This window comes from Glaciecola petra, from assembly GCF_031846345.1.
In the GTDB taxonomy this organism is placed as follows: domain Bacteria; phylum Pseudomonadota; class Gammaproteobacteria; order Enterobacterales; family Alteromonadaceae; genus Glaciecola; species Glaciecola petra.
In genome coordinates this window covers 153,078-174,520 of sequence record NZ_JAVRHX010000006.1, presented here as the reverse complement: position 1 = coordinate 174,520, position 21,443 = coordinate 153,078, and the positions used below count along the sequence as shown (strand labels likewise).

Annotated in this window: 21 protein-coding genes; 6 read left to right on the top strand and 15 right to left on the bottom strand. The window is 38.9% G+C overall.

What is annotated here, in order from left to right:
- Positions 1–21 precede the first annotated feature (21 nt).
- The 4 genes from RM552_RS16205 to RM552_RS16195 form a co-directional block, all read right to left on the bottom strand.
- Positions 22–417: a hypothetical protein gene (locus tag RM552_RS16205; protein WP_311369920.1), complete on the bottom strand. Its 396-nt coding sequence runs from the start codon at positions 415–417 to the stop codon at positions 22–24.
- A gap of 6 nt (positions 418–423) precedes the next feature.
- Positions 424–1,032 (bottom strand): hypothetical protein, encoded by a 609-nt coding sequence (locus tag RM552_RS16200; protein ID WP_311369919.1) that lies wholly within the window; start codon positions 1,030–1,032, stop codon positions 424–426.
- A 109-nt stretch (positions 1,033–1,141) separates the two neighbouring features.
- Positions 1,142–1,546, bottom strand: coding sequence for a CopD family protein (locus RM552_RS17780; RefSeq protein ID WP_432277239.1), 405 nt, complete (start codon positions 1,544–1,546; stop codon positions 1,142–1,144).
- A gap of 749 nt (positions 1,547–2,295) precedes the next feature.
- Positions 2,296–3,750 carry a serine hydrolase domain-containing protein gene (locus tag RM552_RS16195; protein ID WP_311369918.1) on the bottom strand — a complete coding sequence of 485 codons (1,455 nt, stop codon included), beginning with the start codon at positions 3,748–3,750 and terminating at the stop codon, positions 2,296–2,298.
- Between the two features lie 350 nt (positions 3,751–4,100).
- Between RM552_RS16195 and RM552_RS16190 the strand changes: the two genes are divergently transcribed.
- Both RM552_RS16190 and RM552_RS16185 read left to right on the top strand, forming a co-directional pair.
- Positions 4,101–4,649, top strand: coding sequence for a hypothetical protein (locus RM552_RS16190; RefSeq protein ID WP_311369917.1), 549 nt, complete (start codon positions 4,101–4,103; stop codon positions 4,647–4,649).
- A 394-nt stretch (positions 4,650–5,043) separates the two neighbouring features.
- On the top strand, positions 5,044–6,198 hold the full coding sequence (locus RM552_RS16185) for a hypothetical protein (RefSeq protein ID WP_311369916.1): 1,155 nt from the start codon (positions 5,044–5,046) through the stop codon (positions 6,196–6,198).
- On the opposite strand, the gene RM552_RS16180 is transcribed toward RM552_RS16185, so the two are convergent.
- From RM552_RS16180 to RM552_RS16145, 8 genes are all read right to left on the bottom strand, one after another.
- Positions 6,195–6,656 (bottom strand): methyltransferase family protein, encoded by a 462-nt coding sequence (locus tag RM552_RS16180; protein WP_311369915.1) that lies wholly within the window; start codon positions 6,654–6,656, stop codon positions 6,195–6,197. The genes RM552_RS16185 and RM552_RS16180 overlap by 4 nt on opposite strands.
- 34 nt (positions 6,657–6,690) lie before the next feature.
- Positions 6,691–7,545 carry an alpha/beta hydrolase family protein gene (locus tag RM552_RS16175; protein WP_311369914.1) on the bottom strand — a complete coding sequence of 285 codons (855 nt, stop codon included), beginning with the start codon at positions 7,543–7,545 and terminating at the stop codon, positions 6,691–6,693.
- Positions 7,546–7,671: 126 nt separating this feature from the next.
- Positions 7,672–8,142 carry a peroxiredoxin gene (locus tag RM552_RS16170; RefSeq protein WP_432277238.1) on the bottom strand — a complete coding sequence of 157 codons (471 nt, stop codon included), beginning with the start codon at positions 8,140–8,142 and terminating at the stop codon, positions 7,672–7,674.
- Positions 8,143–8,244: 102 nt separating this feature from the next.
- The gene (locus tag RM552_RS16165) at positions 8,245–8,742 is read right to left on the bottom strand and encodes a prepilin-type N-terminal cleavage/methylation domain-containing protein (protein ID WP_311369913.1); all 498 of its coding nucleotides are present in this window, start codon (positions 8,740–8,742) and stop codon (positions 8,245–8,247) included.
- A gap of 119 nt (positions 8,743–8,861) precedes the next feature.
- Positions 8,862–9,680 carry a class I SAM-dependent methyltransferase gene (locus tag RM552_RS16160; protein WP_311369912.1) on the bottom strand — a complete coding sequence of 273 codons (819 nt, stop codon included), beginning with the start codon at positions 9,678–9,680 and terminating at the stop codon, positions 8,862–8,864.
- A 20-nt stretch (positions 9,681–9,700) separates the two neighbouring features.
- Complete coding sequence (locus RM552_RS16155) at positions 9,701–10,228, bottom strand: DUF952 domain-containing protein (protein ID WP_311369911.1); 528 nt, start codon at positions 10,226–10,228, stop codon at positions 9,701–9,703.
- A 112-nt stretch (positions 10,229–10,340) separates the two neighbouring features.
- On the bottom strand, positions 10,341–11,651 hold the full coding sequence (locus RM552_RS16150) for an amidohydrolase (protein WP_311369910.1): 1,311 nt from the start codon (positions 11,649–11,651) through the stop codon (positions 10,341–10,343).
- A gap of 89 nt (positions 11,652–11,740) precedes the next feature.
- The gene (locus RM552_RS16145) at positions 11,741–12,217 is read right to left on the bottom strand and encodes a YcxB family protein (protein WP_311369909.1); all 477 of its coding nucleotides are present in this window, start codon (positions 12,215–12,217) and stop codon (positions 11,741–11,743) included.
- A gap of 150 nt (positions 12,218–12,367) precedes the next feature.
- Between RM552_RS16145 and RM552_RS16140 the strand changes: the two genes are divergently transcribed.
- Together RM552_RS16140 and RM552_RS16135 are read left to right on the top strand one after the other, a co-directional pair.
- Positions 12,368–13,531, top strand: a complete 1,164-nt coding sequence (locus RM552_RS16140) for a pyridoxal phosphate-dependent aminotransferase (RefSeq protein ID WP_311369908.1) — start codon at positions 12,368–12,370, stop codon at positions 13,529–13,531.
- Positions 13,532–13,542: 11 nt separating this feature from the next.
- A complete protein-coding gene (locus RM552_RS16135; protein WP_311369907.1) occupies positions 13,543–14,493 on the top strand; it encodes an ATP-grasp domain-containing protein in 951 nt (316 codons plus the stop codon).
- 93 nt (positions 14,494–14,586) lie between these two features.
- Here the strand turns inward: RM552_RS16135 and RM552_RS16130 are convergent, their stop codons facing one another.
- The 3 genes from RM552_RS16130 to RM552_RS16120 form a co-directional block, all read right to left on the bottom strand.
- Positions 14,587–15,546: a sensor domain-containing diguanylate cyclase gene (locus RM552_RS16130; protein WP_311369906.1), complete on the bottom strand. Its 960-nt coding sequence runs from the start codon at positions 15,544–15,546 to the stop codon at positions 14,587–14,589.
- A 419-nt stretch (positions 15,547–15,965) separates the two neighbouring features.
- The gene (locus RM552_RS16125; protein WP_311369905.1) at positions 15,966–17,249 is read right to left on the bottom strand and encodes a hypothetical protein; all 1,284 of its coding nucleotides are present in this window, start codon (positions 17,247–17,249) and stop codon (positions 15,966–15,968) included.
- Between the two features lie 76 nt (positions 17,250–17,325).
- Positions 17,326–18,741, bottom strand: coding sequence for a serine hydrolase (locus tag RM552_RS16120; protein WP_311369904.1), 1,416 nt, complete (start codon positions 18,739–18,741; stop codon positions 17,326–17,328).
- A gap of 188 nt (positions 18,742–18,929) precedes the next feature.
- Here RM552_RS16120 and RM552_RS16115 point away from each other — a divergent pair, with 188 nt between their 5' ends.
- Both RM552_RS16115 and RM552_RS16110 read left to right on the top strand, forming a co-directional pair.
- Positions 18,930–19,490: a GNAT family N-acetyltransferase gene (locus RM552_RS16115; RefSeq protein ID WP_311369903.1), complete on the top strand. Its 561-nt coding sequence runs from the start codon at positions 18,930–18,932 to the stop codon at positions 19,488–19,490.
- 148 nt (positions 19,491–19,638) lie between these two features.
- Complete coding sequence (locus RM552_RS16110) at positions 19,639–21,396, top strand: ankyrin repeat domain-containing protein (protein ID WP_311369902.1); 1,758 nt, start codon at positions 19,639–19,641, stop codon at positions 21,394–21,396.
- Positions 21,397–21,443 lie beyond the last annotated feature (47 nt).

The window sequence follows — 21,443 nt, the reverse complement described above, 5'->3', positions numbered from 1 at the left end:
GTGTCTGTCTGAAACTTCTTGTTATGTTTCAACGATTTCAAAGTCATCCTCATCATTCACTAGCGCCATTGAAAAAGTATCCCAAATTGTATTTTCTTTACTTCCATCCTTATTAATTCTTCTGACCATCTTAAAATGTCCATTAAAAATGGATTCGACTAGAAACACAATTCCTTCCTCGCGTGTATCCAACCCATGTTCACTGGCTTCAATATCGCCGTGACTATGAAAGCTCCCATTCAATAGTGTAATACTATCCTCTCCAGCATCGTTCCAAATTTCGATGACTAAAGTGTCGAATTCTTTTGGCAGAGGGATTTGAATTTCTTCATTGACTACAGAATATTGACAACCCTTCGCATCTAAAGCTTCAGCTATTGATTTAAGATGTGCATTCATCGAAGACCTTAGAAACATAACACTTCACTCAGCGGACGCGTTAGCGGTCCGATGTAGTGACTTGTTAAGGCCCTGTTCCCCCAAATACTTGGAGAGTGTCTGATAATTATTTAAATGATCTGCTGAATAAGCAGGTAATACAAATAAACCTAAGTTAGATGCTAACTTCAGCATACCTAGGCACTCCTCTTGTTTTTTATACTTGAAGTGAATTGTCCAATTATCTTCAAACCAAAGCTCAACTCCTAAACGGTTAAAAACTAAATTTGGTGAATATACTTCATCAAATAGATTCGAAACATATAGGCCAAAGTCATCGTCACCTATAAAGCGAGAAAACTGTAATTTTTGCTTTGAATTACGACCGATGTATTTGTATTTAAATGGTTTCTCTAATTCTACTAGTTGAGCCAAAAAACTCTTTATTGCTTTATCCCAAGAACGTTTTTGATCTTCAGTTGCGTTACTGATGATGCTAAATGAGTCGGATTCATATAGCCAATGATCAAATACAGTTATGGCTGACCAGCTAAAGTCTTCGGCTGTACAATCTTCATTGTATTTCAAAAGGAATGAAAACTTTTTAGAGAGTTCTTCATTTTCTCTTTTTGTCAGGTTCCGAAAATTTCGCATAAGGGCCTTAACGCCAAGCTAACCTGCCGAAACGGAGTTGATTGTTTTGTGGCCGCGTAGCGATAGCCACAAAAAAAGCGACGCAGTGTAGGTCAGGTTGAGCTTTTTGTTATGCATTTTTTGATACTGCCAAGTAAATTATTGGTATTACAAACAACAATGATGTCTCATTGAATATGCGTAAAGCTAAACTACTTAGGTTATTTTTTTGCCTGATGGTGCAAATAAGCAACCACCCCGAGACAAGAAAGTAGCATAGTAGTAAGAAAACTAAAATAAGCTTAACGAGCAACCATTTACCACCAACGCCTAAACCCAGCCAAAGCCACATCCCAGATGATAACGCCAAAAGAAACATTAGTAAGCCAAAGCGAAATAGCTTAATAGATAATAATTTGACTAAATCAGTATCCTTGGCTGATCGCTGCGCAAGTTGGTAATGTAAAATCACTCTCGGCAATACAAAGACACACGCCATCCAACTTATGATGAATAAAATATGTGCTGTTTTAATGGCAAAATATATGATGCTCTCCTTTTATGCATAACAGCTTATTATGCAGACCGCATAGTTATTACAAGATAAATTCACTTTACACAGTCCTCATACTTATTTAATTTCAATAGCTTACTATTTTTTCGACGATAATTTCTACAATTTTTTATGTGTTTACGATGCATGCATTGTAAACGCGCCAGTCATTTCAAAAGAAGCATACTAAAAACAATAACCTTGAGTAATATTAAAGTTAAATAAGTGTAGTTACTATGCGCGCATAGTAACTACAGCATGCAAAACGGCGCTGAGCCTAGGCTCTATCTGAGCTACGTTGATTTTTGAGCTGTAAAAAATATAGATTACTATGACAGTGCTGCAGACTAACGACCGCTTAATTTCGTTAAAGTGGGGGGCTGGAATTCAATTTATATTACATTCGAATAGGTGAAGCAGTTTTTCAATTCTGTTCCGTCTCACCTAGCGAATGTCTGCTTTTGGAATGTGACTTGGCAGTCAAATAATTCTAACTATAACCTGTTTTCTGCTCAAAATTATCAAACTTTTTTGCATCAGACAAATTCATTTTTAGCGCTCTTTGATTAAAACTTTTAGTCACTTTGAGTGAACTCTATTTACACTTACCAAATTTTGGAAGCAATAAGCTCAGCCGTTACATTATTCATTTCAATTGTCTGTTGATTACTCACAACTAAATTAAGACCGTAAAACCGTAAATAAGGAGAGCTGAACGGTATATTGTTTGTCTACTCCACAACTCGTGGAGCTGTTTGGCCTCGCCACAATATAGTAGTCAATTGCTCGTCTTCAATCACAAATTCAAGCTCGATACCGTTGTTTTCTTCAAAAAACATCGTTGGACCTTGAGGTGTTAAAAACGTGGTATAGCCATAGTTAGGCACATGAATACTAAGTTTGCCGTCTATAAGAGTTACTTCATATAATCCGTCTTCGCCCGAATCGTATGTCCCAATAAATTTCTGTAATTGCTCAACCGGCTGTTCAACAATTGTTCTCATTCTGTATTCATAGCCCGGTAGTTCATACTCGGTCGCTATTGATCGAAGCACCTCACCGATAATAGCGTTGTTATCGGAGTTGACCATAACCACCGCAGTGTATGGCGAATCTGTCCATGCAATAAATTGCGCTCTAAAACCTTCGTCTGCTCCGCCATGGCTAAATGCATGTTCTCGAACCACTGGGCCTAAACCATGATTATTGTCACCGGGAGTGAGCATTTCTAGTGCCGTTTTATGTGTAATGATGCCATCTTGTTTAGTGTTTACAATACGCTGAACTTCTATTCCGTATTGAAGCAACTGAGTTGGTGTTGTCCATAACCCCGCTGCAGCCATTTCAGGATAAATAGGCCACTTACCCTCTACCTCATCTAAATTTCTGCGATATCCTGTTGCAGCCAATGAATGGTATTGCTCAGGCAGTGGGTTTTCGAATGTGCTTTTGTTCATATTTAAAGGGTCTAAAACATGACTTTGCAAAATCTCAGCAAATGGCGCCTTTTCAATATCTGCAATTGCGAGCTGCATAACTGTGTATCCGCCACCTGAATATTGCCAGCCTTCCCCGGGTGTTTTATAAACCCTTACTGCATCTGTATTGCCTTTTCCGTCAAGCACGTCAACAGTAGTCGGTATATCATCGCCTTTATCATAACCGGGGAAACCCCAAACTGTTAGGCCCGCGGAATGATTTAATAGGCGCCGTAAAGTGACTTTTTCAGTTTGAGTAAATTCGTTGTCAGGCACCTGCCACGAAGTCAAATAGTTATTGACGTTTTCATCTAGCAGAAACTTACCTTGATCGTGCAGCTGCAAAGCCCTAAGAGCGGCTACAGGCTTACTGATGGAGCCTGCTAACAACATTGTTTCAGCGCTCATTTTGCGTGACTCAGTTATATCGGCAAGGCCATATGCCCTACTCCACAACACTTCACCATTATGTGCTAAGGCTATACTCACACCGGGTATTTGATAGTGTTCAAGGCGTGATTCAATACTATGCTTTTCGACTTCTTTACCCACTATTTGCAATGCGGTACTAAGGCCATTTTCAATGCGTATAATACTGTCTTGAATGCCACTTTCAGCTTCAGTCTCAGATATATTTTGCGTAGAAGGCTTATCAGTGCAAGCAAAAAGTAGCGTTAATCCAATAAGTGTTGTCACTATCATTTTCATGCCGTAATCCTTTTTGTATTACTCAATCCATTGCCAATTAGCTATGGTTTCATCTACCTTAATTGTTTTCCTACAATTCTGCCAATGTTTAGTGTTATCTATTTGTTTGCATAATTTTGGGGAAAACATCATCTTGTGGAGATTTACAGTATGACAAATCACAAGGTTTTGATTCCCTCACTCTACTTATCAATACTCGAAGAGTGCAAAACCATAGGCTTGTTGAGACCTAATTTACTAATGAATATTTCTACCCTTAAATTTTCTTCGCTTTTTCAGCATCATTGTTAGCGTTTATTACTTTAGCAATATATGCTTTAAGTAAGTCATAACCTCAAAAGGATTGCATCATGAAGCTCGAAAAACTGTCTGCGTGGAGCGAAATCGTTAGCTCTGTTGCCATATTAATTACTTTGGTTTATTTGGCAATACAAACCGGTCAAAACTCCGAGCAAATGCAACAAAATCTGGAAGCAACTAAGGCCAGTACTCGACAACAAATGCTGGGTACCGACATGGCATTTTTGCGGGATATTATGGATAACCCTTATATTACCAATGTGCAATATAAAGCAAATTTGACCGATGCCGAAAAAACAATGTTAGCCTCGCAATACACAATGTTTTTACGGCAACGAGAAAATAACTGGATACAGTTTAAAAATGGTGCATTAGACGAACGCTCGTGGCTATCTATGCAATCAACAATAAACGTAATTGCTCATCAACCAAACTTTCAAATTTATTGGAAAAATTTACTGAAAACAAATAATGCGATGGGCTTTGCACCTGAACTAAATATGCTCATTACAAATATAGTAGAAAGCACTGAACCGGGTAAACGGGCTATTTTTTTAGAGTTAATGGAGCCATTGGCTGAAACTAAGCAGTTGCCTTAATTTTTTTACTTAACATTTACCGCTTCTTAGTATGAATTAGTTGCCAATAAAATTTTAGGAAAAGACTTTTTTGAAGTGCATTAACACATAGTTACACCATACATCTAAGATTATTACATCTGACTATTTTTCTTAATAATCGGATATGACAATACCCGTCTTTTGCTAAAAGGCGTTACATTTTTCAATAGCCAAGAATCTAACCTCACCTTGCAAAACCTATCAATAATGAGTTGTTTTACAGATATAAGATTACCGTTTTGAGAGCCAAAACAAAGGTGCTTGAACAAAATTTATGTTTTCAGTTGCTAAATTAATTTACAAAATGGTTTGTAAGCCGATACTCATTTAAGAAGAAAATTTTATTAATAGCTAGGATATAAAGTATATTGCAATGAAAGCAAAAATTGTTGTACCCATAATATTAATAAGCCTTTTTTGGGCAGATTACTTTTTGCTGTCTCAATATTCCCCTATTCTTCAGCTTGCACCTACCGCGGAAGCTAATACATCACAAAACACAGCGCTTGTTAGCGTTCATACTAAGCAATTATCTATTACTAATTCTCTAGTAGCGGCTGGTGAAAACTTGATTGAATACGCCGTAGCTAAAGCCAATTGTGAGTATGTGCAATCTAGCGAGGAAAGTGCCAAGATTTCTGCACAGCAGGAGGCTTTTATACTTTCATTAAAAGACTCGGCAGAGCCTGAAAAGAGAGCTGCTTATGTACTTTTCAAAAGTCGTGAACAAGAAGTTGAGTATGGTTACAAAACAAAAACACCAGAATATCTCGACGATTTAATTGCCTTAAATGAATTAGAAATACCCTTAGTCGCACTAGAAATCATGCGTGCATGCACTAATCAAGATACAAACCCAGTATGTACTAACCAGCTAATCGACAAACTAAGCAGTTTACATAAAAATGACAGCCAAGCTTGGTCATATGCTGCTAATTATTATGCGAAAACCGAACAAGACGAAAAAGTGATTGCAGCAGTGGAACTAGCGCTAGAAAGCAAGTACACAAGCTCGTCCTATTTTATGGCTATGAATACCTACTATAAAACTATTGAGGCGGCTAATATAGGTAATTATGTCTCTAGTTTTAGCACAGCATCGTGGCATGGCAATAAGGTACTACTTTATCACGATCCTATCAGTCGATGGTGTCGTGGTGACAATTTAAGCAATTTACAAATCGCTCAAGCTTGTTTGGATATAGGACAGCTCTGGGAAAATACTTCACTTACGGTGTTTGATAAAATAATGGGCCTTGCGATACAAGGTTTAGTGCATTCAGCTGAGGGAAACAATGAATTAACCTTATTCGCAGAAAAACGGCGAGAAGACTTGTATGCACCCTTATTAAATCCTTTGGTCAAAGATCGATGGGTTATGTTTAAAGATGAATACTTCATCCAAATGTATTTTGAACTGTTTGAATCACAAGGCGAAATTGGCACCTTGCAAACAATTAATAAAGAAATACTCAATAGAAAAGCCGCCGGTACTTTTCAAGGTTGTTCATTCCTGATAAATGACTAAATCCACCTTCTCACTTGCTTCAAATAAGAGGCATACGCCTGTCCGAATAAAGTACTCAACATGCGTTCCTCAGGGACTATTTGAAATCGGTTCATATAAGCAATGAACATCACTATAAATATGGGTGAAAACACATTTTGCATTCTTATTGATATGCCAATTAAAACGAACAACATAGCAAGATACATTGGGTTACGAGAGTATTTGAAAATACCATGCGTTACTAGTGACGAGGCTTTGTCAATTTCGACCGGATTGACCGTTGTTTTAGCTAATTTAAAGGTAAGTGCTCCCGTTATCCCAATGGCCATCGCTAGCGCAAAAACCCCGTAAAAAATGACTTTGCTATGCTCAACAGATAGCACATTTACAGGCACGATAGAACGAGTAAGGTATATACCAATAGCTGCAATAAATACGACAAACACCGGCGGAATTTTTAATTCTAATGCATTCATATTTGCCTTTCTAAAAAAGCATTATTAGTTATTTTTAGTGTGCATCAAAAAATGTGAAAATGGTAGGCCAAAGTGATTCTGCTTTAGGGCTAAAGTAACCAATATGCCCAATGTCCTTTAAACCATATTCATTAGGCGAAAGATCAACCGATGTCACATTAGCGTTTTGATAAGCGCTCATAAAAGCTTGTCTTGACGAGGGTTGAGCCCAAAGGTCATCCAGAGCGTTGGCAGCAACAATAGGCCCTTTGTATAGGCTAAATAGAGCTTCTAAATCACTGCATTGCGGATCATCAAAAAAATATCGCGGGTACTGACACCAACACTTCCACTGCTGATAAACACCCTTAGGTAAGTCAGCGCCCATACCTAACTTACTCCAAGCCATATATCCCACTGTGCCCACCAAAATAGGTGCGAGCACTTTCCATAAAATTTCCACTTTTAAGCGCTCAACAAACGGCATATAGCCGCTCCAGCCAGCACCTGTTCCTAAAAAATAAGCTGCTTTTATTTTTTCAGTATTAGGCAGCAAGCCCAATGCATGCCCGCCATAAGAATGGCCCACATAAAAAATATCATGTGTTTTTTGCCCCGAAACTTCATTGCTAACATATTCAACCAGCGCGGCTAAGTCTTGTTTCGCCCAATCCAAATAATCGACTTCAAAGCCTTTTAGAGTCTTTGGTGCAGATTCGCCAATGCCTCGGTAATCAAGGCAGTAGCAATTGAAACCTTGCTCATTAGCAGCTATAGAGAAGTGGCGGTAAAAGTGCATTGGCACCCCAGTCGCACCAGCTAAAATAATCGATGCTTTAGGCTCTTCGATTTTGTATTCACGAATACTGATAGGGGTTTTATCGTGTGTCAGAAGTGTTTTTTTAATCATGTTCAATATTTGTTGGATGATTCGTTGAATTCTCTGTTGCAGTTCTCGTTAAATTACTCACTCACCTACACACAAAAAAAGTGCAGATAGCATACACAATACTGCACTTTATCGAATCCTTAAGTCTTAAAGTGAATTTAACATTGTTTCTGCGTCAGACACCTCAAAACCGCCACCTTCCTCAGCATGCAACACCGTCACTACGCCATTTTCAACGCACATGCTGTATCTTCGACTGCGAACACCACCAAAACCTTCAGTGTTCATTTCTAAACCAGCGGCTTTGGTAAAGCTAGCGTCTCCATCAGCCAACATGGTGATATGTTCAGCATTTTGCGTATCGCCCCAAGATTTCATTACAAAGGCGTCGTTAACCGACAAACAAATAATGCTGTCGACACCTCTTTCTTTTAACTTGTCGGCCAGTGTAATGTAACCCGGCAAATGTGCAGCTGAACAAGTTGGTGTAAAGGCACCTGGTACCGCGAATAAGACAACTTTCTTATTATCAAATAAATCTGCGGTAGTAGGATTGCTCATACCATCGTTGGTTAGCAAGCTGAACGTGGCTTCGGGTAATTTTGAACCAACTTCCATTATTGTGTCTCCTAGTATTATTCAAGTTTGTGGGATTATTTTGTGATTAACGGTTTGTATACGTATGAGAAGGTTAATTTGGTGCAATAATTATATTTTATGCTAACAGCCTGTACTAACTACTATAAATTCAGTAACACCCACTTCACGCCTATACTCGGCATAACAATTACCTGCCGTTAAATTACCATCACCATAACCAATTCTTGACACTATATTGTCTTCATATACGTTCACTCGACCGTGAGTAGCGAACCGGTTAGTGTTTGTTTTTGTTTCTGTATCCATGGACGAAAGTTCGACAAAGGTCTCAACAAAATATAAGTTAGGATTGGTCGCTTCACTTTTTGGTTCTGGGGTTTTCTCATCTCCCGCGCTGTCGTATAAACCATAGGGAGTAGTGATAACACCGCCGCCTCGTATTATTGATTTCATTTGAAAAATTCTGGCACCCTCTTGCATCGCACTTTTAAACTTGTCTAAATTAGCAATTTTTGCGTCAGTGCTCACATCAATAAAGCGTGGAGCGGCAGTAACAGCCAAGATGCCAAGAATTACAATAACAATGATTAACTCAATCAAAGTAAAACCACGAGTCACTCTAGCACCTGTATTTTTTTATAAGACATGCAAAGTTATCGGCTATCTGTCATCATATATAAGCGAACGAATGAAAACTTTACTGTTGTTTTAACCAAGTAATATACAGCTACCTTCTATTACTTCTTTGAGAAAAGATACACATCATACCTATGTTTTTTTGAATGAATCGCCATGTTGGGTGCTATATTTTGTTCACTCCTCAAAGCCGGCGCTGTGCTCGGTCTTTTAATCACTATTCGACTAGGAGAAGCGCTTATTGCAGCCTCAAACAATGCGCTACTATCTTGGTCAGGCCCCAGCAAAAGTTGAAACGCACGCATTTCTTTTTTCACTAAAGCCGACTTTTTTTTGTGTGGGAACATCGGGTCTAAGTAAATCACATCAAAGTCTGTATTTGCGCTCTTTAAAAAGTCGATAGCATTGGCTTGAATAAATTGCATGTTTTGACAAACATTGAGCTTTTCGAGCGCTGCTCGATTCAGGGCATCTTCAATAAGTGCGGCGATAATTGGACTTCTTTCAAGCATCGTGACGTTTGCCCCTACACTCGCCATGACAAAACTATCTGTTCCCATGCCCGCAGTGCAATCAAGTACTTGTAGGCTATCTTTGCCTTTTATCCCAATGGCTTTTGCTAATGCTTCGTTACGACCACCACCCTTCGCTTTGCGATAAGCAAGTGCGTCGGATGCAAAATCGACTCGTATATCAGACCAAGTAGGCTCGCTCGCAACACGCAATGCCAAGCCCTGCTCGGTATAAACTAATTGCCATTGTGCCCCGACAAAAGGCTGCTTTTTCTTATTCGCAGGAATAGTATGCAAAGGTAGTGACAATTTAGCCGCAAGCTTTTTAGCATGCTCGTTAGCATAAATACTGCCGTTGTCTTCAATTAGCACTACTGTGTCTTTAATGTTGTTTGACAAGTCGCTCAAAACTAGGCCTAAAGCCAACGCTAGTCGCCTTTAATAATATCGCTAACTTCTAAAAAGGTGCCTGTTTCGTCTCGTACCACTTTATGCGCCTCTAACACAGCATCTGGATGTATTCCACCCAATATATGAGGAAACAGTTCGCTATCGGTACCAGCAAAATCTGCAGGTTTATCCCCTACCGGTGCGGTACCTTCGAATATTGTTTGCACATCTGTCGCCTTAAGCGAATCGACCGACATTCTTAAACACAACCATTCACCAGTCACTTCTTTGTAAAAATGGTTGCCAATCACCAATAAAAAATTAGGATTGGCTGTGGCATGAGTAAACTCATCTTGATCGTAGGTAGGCGGATAATAAGTAGTGTTATTCAAAACCGCTTTATCCCATGCTTCCTTCTGAACTAAATGAAATATATAAGGATACTTCGCGGTATAACTTTTGGTCATATCTTTTTCTTGCGCGACAAGATTTGTTGCTATCAAAACTGCTAACAAGAAAGACATTATTGGAAGCGCAACGATCTTAGCTGTGAGACTTTTATTCATAAAATAAGAAGAACTTTTGAGGGAGAGTTGCCTTCAAAGTATCTACAAATGCTTAGCTTGTCAAAAAGAAATAGCTGAAAGCACAGCTGTCGGTTGCTATTTCTGCTCGTTTTTAAATTTTTGTGTAATCCAAGGCCCAGTTAACATAAAGCTCAGTGCCTGTTTTTAGCGCTTTTTCATCGGCGTAAAAGAACGGCGAGTGGTTACTTGGTGCCGCCTTAGCATCTTCACCTTCTGGTGTAATGCCTAAAAATACAAACAGCCCAGGCACTTCCAATGCGAAAAATGAAAAGTCTTCAGCACCTGTCACCAAATCACTTATTACTACCTTGTCTTTGCCAGCCACTCGTTCAATAGTTGGAAGCATTTTACGTGTTAATTCAGGGTTGTTTATCGTGACCGGGTAGCCTTCGTCAATGTGTACATGAGCTTCTGCACCGGTAGCTTGTGCAGTCATTTCGGCAGTAGTTTTTAAATTTTCGAATATTTGAGCGCGATTATCCATATCAAAATTACGGATTGTACCTTCAAGATATACTTCATCAGGAATAATGTTATTTCTTACACCACCTTCTACAATACCAAAACTCACTACCGCCGGCGCTTTGGTTATATTCACTTGACGGCTCACAATGGTTTGCGTGCTTCCAATAATTTGTCCTGCCGCAACAATCGGATCTACACCACCCCAAGGTCTAGACCCATGTGTTTGGGTGCCTTTTACGGTTATTTCAAAGCGGTCGGAAGATGCCATCAATGGACCTTCTCTGTAGGAAATATGACCCGTACTGCCAGCCGACCAAACATGAATACCAAATACAACTTCTGGTTTATACTGTTCAAACATGCCTTCTTTGAGCATTAATTCTGCGCCACCTTCTTCATCGCCGGGAGCTCCTTCTTCAGCGGGTTGGAAAATGAAAACGATAGTGCCTGAAATATCATCTTTCATAGAAGCTAGCTTTTCAGCTGCCCCCATTAACATGGCCATGTGAAGATCGTGTCCACAGGCATGCATAACGCCAACTTCGTTTCCTCTATATTCTGAAATAGCCGTAGATTTGAAAGGAACATCAGTTTGTTCAACAACAGGTAATGCATCCATGTCGGCGCGCATGGCGATAACTGGGCCTGGCTTGCCACCGCGAAGAACACCCACCACGCCGGTATACGCGATGCCGGTTTGTACTTCTAAGCCTAAGTTAGTTAAATGCTCTGCAACAACCTTAGCAGTGCGAAATTCGCGGTTACTTAATTCAGGATTTTGGTGCAAGTCACGCCGCCACTCAATCACTTTCTGTTCAAGTTGATTTGAAATAGTCACCGGCCCTTCTTGTGCATTTACACCCAAAGAAGTGATACCTAAAGAAGTAAATGCAGACAAGCCAAGAAAAACACTGAGCGTAGTTAGGCGGAGTTTCATATATCACCGTTATTGTTATGATTGAATGTTAAGTATGCAACTATCGAAAGCTTGTTACAAATGCTTATTGTTGTAAATATTAGCCTAATTTATTTCGCCTGATTGTTTACAAACTCAATGGCTTTATCTGATAAGCATCCAGCCGACAAATACGTTCTACCAGCACTGTGATGAATGAGCCAGCCCCTTACTGTTTTTTCAATATGGCTTATATCTGACCAGGCAATCTTGCTGCTAATTTTATGCGATTTGCTTCCAATACCGGTGTTATCAATTGTTAGAGTAATTTCCAAATTCGCCTCTGAACTGATCATTTGCCTTACTAACCACCAAGGTTTACGAAAATAAATACTTAAGGCATCCACAACACCTAACACAACAATAAACCAAGCTGCGTACGGCAAAATATCGCTAAAGTAGAGAATTGCAAAGCCAAGTAAAAGCAAACCCATCGACTTACCATAAACAAAAACCGAATCGTTCTTTTTGCTCGATTCATCAAATGTTTCGCTGAAATGGTCTTTATCTAGAATGTAAGTAGTGCTGTAATGAAAAGGGGTAGTCATAAGTTTTCAAAAGAACAATAAAACCTTATTGTACAGATAAGAGCCCCAATCAAACAATGGAAACCCTTAGTTTGATAACCTGCGTTGTATTAAATTGTCATTCATTCTAATATCAACAACACTACCTACCTTCCTAACTGAGCAAGCATCATGCAATCCAATGAATTAGCTACATCACGTCGCCACTTTTTAAAGACCCTATCTACAGGATTAGCGGTGGCGGGAACGAGTTTATACCTGCCCCCAATCTTTGCAGCAGAGAACGCAGATCTCATACTTCGAAAAAACGCACCGCTAATGCAATTGCATTTTAATGAGAATTCGTTTGGTATGTCGCCAAAAGCAATTACGGCTGCAAAAGAAGCCATTGAGCGCTTTGGGAATCGTTATCCTGATGCAGCAGTAGATGAGCTGAAAGCCGAATTAGCGAATCACGTAAATTTACCCATAGATCAGCTAATAATGGGCAATGGCTCCACCGAAATGCTAGGTGCAGTTGTTAATTACGCCAATTCACAAGGTACCACAGTAGTTGAACCAAATCCGACCTTTGGGGATTTACGTAGCAGAGCAGAGGCCTTGGGTATGCAAGTCATTAGGGTCGATGTTGATGAAAGTTTTAATACTAATATTCAAGCCATGCAAAAGCAGATAAGCACAATCAAGGGCAATGTGCTGATTAACCTTTGTAATCCAAATAATCCAACAGGAACAATTGTAGACAAAGGTGAGTTAAATGATTGGATTATGAATTCTCCACCACAGCACATGTTTTTAATCGATGAGGCCTATCACGAATATGCGCTGGCCAACACTGCTTATGAATCGGCATTACCGTTGATAAAAGAAGGGCGCGAAAACGTAGTCGTCACCAGAACCTTTTCAAAAATTTATGGTTTAGCTGGCATGCGTGTAGGCTATGCAATGGCCGCCCCTGCAACGGCGAAAAAAATTGATGCATTAGCGACTAGTTTTAATTTGTCTATTGCGGGCACGACGGCGGCTATAGCGTCTTTAAAAGACAAAGCTTTCTTTCAAAAAAGTATTGCTTCAAACAAACAAGCTAAAACGATTCTAACAAACACCTTAAACGCATTAAATTTAGAGTATGTAAACAGCAATACCAATTTTGTATTACATCAAATAAACGCTGATTTGGCCTCTTATAGTCAACATATGAAAGAAAACAACATTTTAGTTGGCCGACGAATGACCGCGCAAGACGGATGGAATAGAGTATCGATAGGTACACCTGACGAAATGCAAGAGTTTGCCAAAACCTTATTATTATTTAGAGAAAAAGGCTGGGTATAAGTCTCGACATCATGAGTAAAATATACGTATTACACGAAAACAATGAATGGACCATCCATTTACAAAAGCGCTTGGACGAACTTCAATTACCTTATGAGCTGTGGCATTTAGATGAAGGCATTATCGATTTATCGAGCGAGCCACCTGAGGGCGTGTTTTATAATAGAATTAGCGCGTCCTCACATACTCGCGATCACCGCTTTGCGCCCGAATTTACTGAGGCAGTCCTTGCTTGGTTAGCATTACATAATCGTAAAGTGATAAATGGCATGCGGGCGCTAAGATTAGAACTTAGCAAGGTTAATCAATATACAGCCCTTAATGCTTGCGGTATCGCCACACCAAAAACATTGGCCGCAGTGGGCAAAAAACAAATTATTGAAGCGGCACAAACGCTCAATCAAAGCTCTTTCATTACTAAACATAATCGTGCAGGTAAAGGTCAAGGCGTGCAGCTTTTTCACTCTATTGAAGCGCTAAAAGATTATGTCTATGGCCCTAACTTTGATGAGCCTGTTGATGGTATCACCCTCGTGCAACAATACATCGAAGCCCCCGAGCCTTATATTATTCGCCATGAATTTATTAATGGTGAGTTTTTATATGCGGTGAAAGTGGATACGTCTGAAGGTTTTGAATTATGCCCAGCCGATGCTTGTGCAATAGACGATAAATTTTGTCCGATGGGGGAAGACTCTGCCCCAGTTGCGGGAGTTGACCATCCTAAATTTGAAATACTAAGCAACTACCGACCTGCGTTTATCGAGCTCTTTGAGTCTTTTATGAAAGCTAACAAAATTGAAGTAGCAGGCATAGAATCGATTACAGACAAAGACGGAAAGGTATATACATACGACGTTAATACCAACACCAATTACAATTCAGATGCTGAGGAAAAAGCCCAAAAATTTGCGATGCTAGCCTTAGCTAAGTATCTCGAAAAAGAGCGTGAGAAACTGTAATTATGCACTGACACTGTTATGCATTGATATTGTTGTTGATAAAGATGTGATTGTCTTAGTCACAATATCAAGTGGCATGTGAACCGCCCTATTTCAGGATTTAGATCGCTTATTGACATACATTTTTTTATCAGCATCATCAATTAGGTCAATGATACTTTGGGGGTTATTATCATCAATAGAAATATGCCCATAGCTGAATCCCAATTTAGAATATTTTTCGTCATTTTTTAACAACGACTGAAAAACCGACTCAAGACGACTAATAGCATCATGGATATTTTTTTGCGACTCTGCAATCATTAATATTGCAAATTCGTCACCGCCAATTCTACCTACCGCATCAGACTCTCTGAATGAGTCACTAAGAATATTTGCGAATTTGACGAGTACTTCGTCACCAAATTTGTGACCAAACGTGTCGTTTAATTCCTTAAAATTGTCTAAATCAAAATAAAGTAAAAAAGCATTATGTTGATGCCTTGAGCAATACGAGAGCGATTTTGTCGACAAGTGGTAAAAACCACGTCGATTCGAGAGCCCAGTAAGATCATCGATTTCTGATAGATACATGGATACCAACGTTTCTTCGATGATCTTACCAAAGTCTTTTAATGCTTGTTTATCTGAATCGGTGAAAAGTTTTGGCTTGGTATCTATTATACAAAGCGTACCCATTTTTGTTTGGTTAGGCATATTCAACGGATAGCCTGCATAAAATCGAATATGAGGTTCGCCTGTCACGAGTGGGTTATCTTCGAATCTTTTATCTAATGCTGCATCGAACACGACAAAAACATCTTCACCCAATATACTATGACCACAAAACGAGATATCACGGCCTGTTTCACTTGCATTTAGACCAACACAAGATTTAAACCATTGTCTATTTTCATCAATTAATGACACTAAACAGATAGGCACATCAAACAAGCGTTGTGCTAAACGAGTCACTCTGTCGAATCGTTCGTCACATTCAGTATCGAGAATATTCAAGTCATTTAGTGTCGCGAGCCTAAGTATTTCATTCCTAGGCAAAGAAGGTATCTTCATTTCTCTTCTCTTATTCAATGCTCATCATTTTGAATTAGGCAACAAATCATAGTCAAAAAAAATTTTATTGATAACGTTTTTTCGTGAAAATTGACTACATCCGCTCAGTTAGAATATCGACCAGCAGAAATATATCTGGACAATTTATTAACGTTTCTTTTTGTATCAAATTGTTTTAATTGCCGCAGTGAGTGGTGCTTTTTCCTATCTTTGAAACCTGCATTCGCGCTAATATGGCTTGCCCAATAAATAAACAATAATCAACACGCTAACAATGATGGGTAATAAATAAAGAGGCATACTGAGGGCTTTAATGATTAGATATCGATAAAGTATGCATCAAGCGTTTGATTTTCAAGCATAGAGAGCGGCGTTTTTGAATGTAACGCGAGATTTCGTGTTTTGTCAAAACAAACAGCTCATTGATATTCAATACTTTTTACATGAATAGTCTGTACATCTTTTAATACTAAAAACCCTACTACCATATGCAAGCGACTTAAATCAGCTGTTGTAAAAGCTTCTAAAGGTAAATTAAATGTTTGCCACTCATTGGTTAGTTGGATAGGTACTCTCGCTTCTGTACCATCATCAGGATCGTCTATGTCTTTTATCACAACATACGCTAAACCACTCTTTGCAGATGACTTAGCAACTATTTGTAGAGTGTTATAACTTGAATAGTCTTTTGAAACTCTGTCTGAAAAGGCTTGAGAACGATTCATAAAATAAGTAACTGTCCATTCTGTTTCAGAGAACTGCATTTCAAACTCGCCAATTTGGGGCCTGTTATTATTTTGCCAATTTTCATTGTTGCCAGATTCTGCATACCCCGACACAAAAAATAAATTATTTAGTCCACCATTAGTAAAAACCTTGGGATAACCAAGCTCACTATTAATGTCATACACTTTACTTAATTCTGTTTTTGCAACTTTATCAAAAGCGGTAGATTTGCTTTTAATCAAACGTACTAATTGCTCACCTACTATTTCAAGATTGTCATACAGCATGGTTAAATAGGGTGATTTTGTAAGTGCATGATTATAAAGATGCATATTAGATTGGTGCTTCAATATTTTCGTAAACGATTCTTGGTAATTGTTAAACCCATCTCCAGCAATATAAGATGGCCGCTGAAAAAATATCAGATTTTCAAAATCTGCACTGTCGAAGTTACGTTTAACTTCTATAATGGTATCGTTGTATACCTCCTCTCTAAATTGAATATCATCAACTAAATTATAATATTGGTAAAGCAGTTGCTCTATGTCAGTGCCCTGTAATTTATTCAGAAAGCCTGAGTTCTTTAAAGAATCAAATCCGCTTCTATTAACTAATAAAAATTCGAGATCCATTAAATCGTTTGTCGTTTCTGAGAAAATTAATAAATCTGGCCAAGTGTACGACTCTGAAGTGAATATGATGTCGAATAGATAATCAATTCTAGTGTAAAGGTTTACACGTTGATTATTTAGCACCTTTAATTCTTTAATATCAGATTGAATATTTGTTGAAATACTGGTTAGGTAAGCGTCTAGCGATTCTTGGTCTTTGTTATTTTGATTAATATTACTAATTTGTAGCGCAATTAAAATACCCAACACAACAAGTATAATTTCGCCGCTTGCATACGCTAAGTATTTACTCAGTTGTTTTTCATCGATCAGCTTTTTTCTTATTCTTTTTAATATTAGGACCAAACGATTATCCTTTTCATTATCAAAATATGCTCTTGCACGACCCACGGATATAATCAAAATACTAAGCAAAAACCATTTATTGTTTTACAAAATGAACGCCCATAACCCGACTGGTATTAAAGGTAAACCCAGTGATATTCCCATCGGAATCCCGTTGAAAATTAAACTGGCTACCCCATTGTCCCTCGAAAGTGTCATTTCCAACAAACCTTAATACCAAATCATCGTCAATGGACAATGTGATTCCATCTTTAACAGCCGCCACTTTTATGGTGTTATCCACTTCATTATTATAGAAATCACCTTCAAAGTCTTCTAGAGATTGGGTGTCAGGTAGTGGCACATGAGCTTTTTCTTCAGGTGTTGATTGTGACAATACTGCTGGTTCTGAATATATGTTAGCTAGATAAACATCACTTACCGCAGTGGCTAACTCAGCGCTATTGACCTCACTTGAATTGCATAACAATGCTACGGAAAACCTTTGCTCTGGGAATCTCTGCAAGAATGCCCTGTAGCCCGTTAGGCTCCCACCATGTGAACGTCGAGTTAGTCCCCGATACGGTTTAAGGCTCAATGCCAATCCATATTCAGTTGCCTCGCCATTATTCAAAACGCCCGATGTTTCCATCTCTTCAATCATATCCTGACCAGTGCCAAGTTGATTGTCATAAAAGTTTCTATCCCATTTAATTAAATCTTCGACAGTGGTATACATCCCCCCAGAACCGACAACATCCAAGGTACTATTTGCGATAAACCATTCACCATTATCTTGCAGTGAATGGCCATGTGCTTTATTTGATATTGGGCGCCGGTGATTGTGTTGGAACTTCGAAGAAGTCATCTTAAGCGGCCCGAAAATTTTCTCTTGGGAATATTCGTCAAGTGTTTTACCCGCGACTCTTTCAGATATTTGTGAAATTAAGAAATACGCAGAATTGCTGTAAGCCCATTTTTCCCCAGGAGAAAAATTCAAACTTTTTTGTCTGGAAAGTATATCCATGATCTTGTCGGCAGATATCACCATGCCATCTAAGGTGCCGGCGAGCCAGAAAAGCCCAAAATAGTCTCGAATACCACTAGTGTGATGTAGCACCTGCCGAATTGTTAATTTATTTCCGTAATCCTGAAATTCAGGAATGTAAGTATGAATATCCTCATCTAGGTCAATCAGCCCTTCTCGCTCCATTAGCAATGCCGCCATCGCCACGACTTGTTTTGATACCGAGGCTGCATAAAAAACGGATTGTGGTTTTAGCTCAATATTCTGCTCAAAATCTCCCATACCATAAGCAGCTAGATGGTCTATTTGTCCATCTTTGTCCACAGCAACTGCACATCCAGGCGTTTCAGATGTGAAAGCTTTAAACAGTTTATCTACTTCTGGGTTGATATTTGATAACGATTCACTACTGTTTTCGGCAAAAGAAGAAAATGAACAGGCCGTAAATAGCAGTGTTGCAAAGGTTTTATATTTCAACGATTTCATGGGACCTCTCCGTGGTTAGCTATCGACTCTAGCCTAGATTTTGGATAAAGTCTATTGACGACAGAAAAACAAAGATCCTACATACAATACCTATCTCTCTGGCTCATAAATAGGTAATGTTATTTGTAGTGTTAACTAAGAAATGAATGTGACAAACTCTATTGAATTACAACTACGGAATTTACCCTGTGAACATTAAATCCAGTCCGCGCCTTAGCTATCGCTTAATGGATATGTCTGACGCAAATCTGTTATACGATGTTGATCAGGATCCAAAAGTCATGACCTTCATCAGTGGTGGTGTTCCATCTAGTATGGCGCTGATAAACAGCAAGATCATGCCACGTTTAGGTGCCTACCTTAATCCTGAAAAAGCTTGGGGTATTTGGCAGGTCAATATTACTGAAAGTGATGAATACATTGGTTGGATTTTAGTGCGGCCTATGGACTTTTTTTCTGATTCTCCACAGTTTGATAACTTAGAATTAGGCTGGCGTTTTAAATCGCACTCATGGGGCAAAGGCTATGCGGCAGAATCAGCAAAACATATAATGGACGAGATAGCGTTATCGATGGGCATTCAAAAATTTTGTGCAATAGCCGATCCTAAAAACACGGCATCGATAAGAGTAATGGAGAAAATTGGCATGCAATATGGCAAAACTTACTTCCATCAAGACCCTTTATTTTCGGCTGAAATGGTTTATTATTATTTGCAATTAATATCCAAATCAACTAGCCACAATTAAGCCTAGCTGTGACAAAGAGTGGTATGTAGATTTCAAGTTTTTTAACTCGGTAATGATTATTAAATTATAAGCGGCCAAATTTTATGATTTACTCAACAACCATGTTGTTATCATTTAAAGAGTGTATGTAGCCCGATTGGTACTGACGATGATTAAATTAAAAAACGCTGTTTCTATTCTCATAATTATCCAAATTTTTATATTTCAAAACGCTTTAGCTTATAACTCAGATGAAGCTAATAAGTTAGCTGCTACCATCGATAAGAAATATGGCGGTGATGCAAACCGTTATAACCATGAAAAAACTGGGATTTTTTCTAATCCTCCAATCTTTAAATTTGTTAAAAAAGAGCGAACTGATTTAATAGAGGTAATGCTTGATAAGGGTTTCGACCTTAATAATCAAGATGAATATTACTACTATGCACTCCACTTTGCGTTTAGCGAAAACAAACCTAACATCGCTAAGTTTTTGCTCGAAAAAGGCGCGACTATTGAAGCGGTTGAAATGGCGGCAGCCGGGGGCGATATTAAACATACGGATTGGATAAAGTTGGGCGACTCACCGCTATTTTCAGCGGTTTATAATGACAGCTCGGAGCTAGTAACATTAGCTTTAGAGAATGGCGGTTCGTTCTTTGCCGGTTCAAGGTATGGTGTAGTATGTTGTGAATATGGTGATGCAGGCATTGCGCACGCGCGTCAGTCAGCTAAAAAATGGGATAAGCCCTCAGCATTGCGTGCATTCAACCTTTACGATGAGAAAAAACGCGCTGAGCAGGAACTAATAGCTGCCGAGAAAAAACGCATTGCGGCTGAGGAAAAAGCCAAAAGGGAAAGCTCTCCGGAATACATCCTGCATCAGCAGCGTTTAGCTGCTTCGCAACTAGCAAACCAGCGCTACAACGATTTTAAATACAGTGAGTTTTTTCCGCTTACATTACAACGTAAAGTTGATGAGCGTAAATGTCCAGACGAATCGCCGGTTGCATCAATGTATGCTGAGCCAAGAATTTATTGGGATGTGGTTGATCAGTATATTGAACAAGCTAACTGTCTAACAAATGTATTAAATAATTACGATCCCAATCCATTGTATAGACAGCTTAAGGTATTACGAGCAATAGAAGCGCGCTTATGGGAAGATACATATGAGGTATCGAGATTAAATATTGATCGTTGGCTAGACACTTCCAATAGCATCATCGAAGACATTCGTTTGTACCGAGAAAGAGCTGAACTATGGGCAAAAAGAGCTGAAGAACAAGAAGTAAAGTTCGCTGAAAGCCGCGCAAGATCGGAAGCAGAACGAGCTCGCCGAAGGGCGTTGATAATGGATTTAGCTCGCATGAACAATGAAATGGCTGACTATGCAAAGAATGCCCAGCAGAACCTCAACCAATATATTAAAGACAGTAACGTAAGTAATTCTAGAAGTAATACTGCCAATGATGCTAACAGTGTTTTTATCCCTGTAAGACCTAAGAAATTAAACTCTGAATTAACAAAGATTGAAGATAAAATTACTTCTAAACAAAGCGAAGCTACTAGCCAGAAACAACAAAGTGATATGGAAATAGAGAGCGCTGAAGCCGAGAATAAAATGCTTCTTGCCCAAGAAGAGCAAGCACGCAAAGAAAAAGAAGAAGAATTAAGAAAGAAGAGGCTTGAAAATAGTACCTACGTGAGCCTTGGTACTTCTGAGTTTTGCTTTAAAAAGTCAAGCGCCCTTGATTTAGCTGAAACGGAAGCGAAAAACGAGGCTCATATGATGTGTCGTGAAAAAGAGAATAATGCCAATCTTGACGAGGATCGCTTATTTTATTTTGATCAACAATGTCGGCCTGATAAATGCCCTTCAGAACAAGTTCGTTGTGACACAAAACTTCAGTTTTATTGCAAATAATCGATTGGATAACAACGAATATAAAATATCATGGTTTAATAACCATA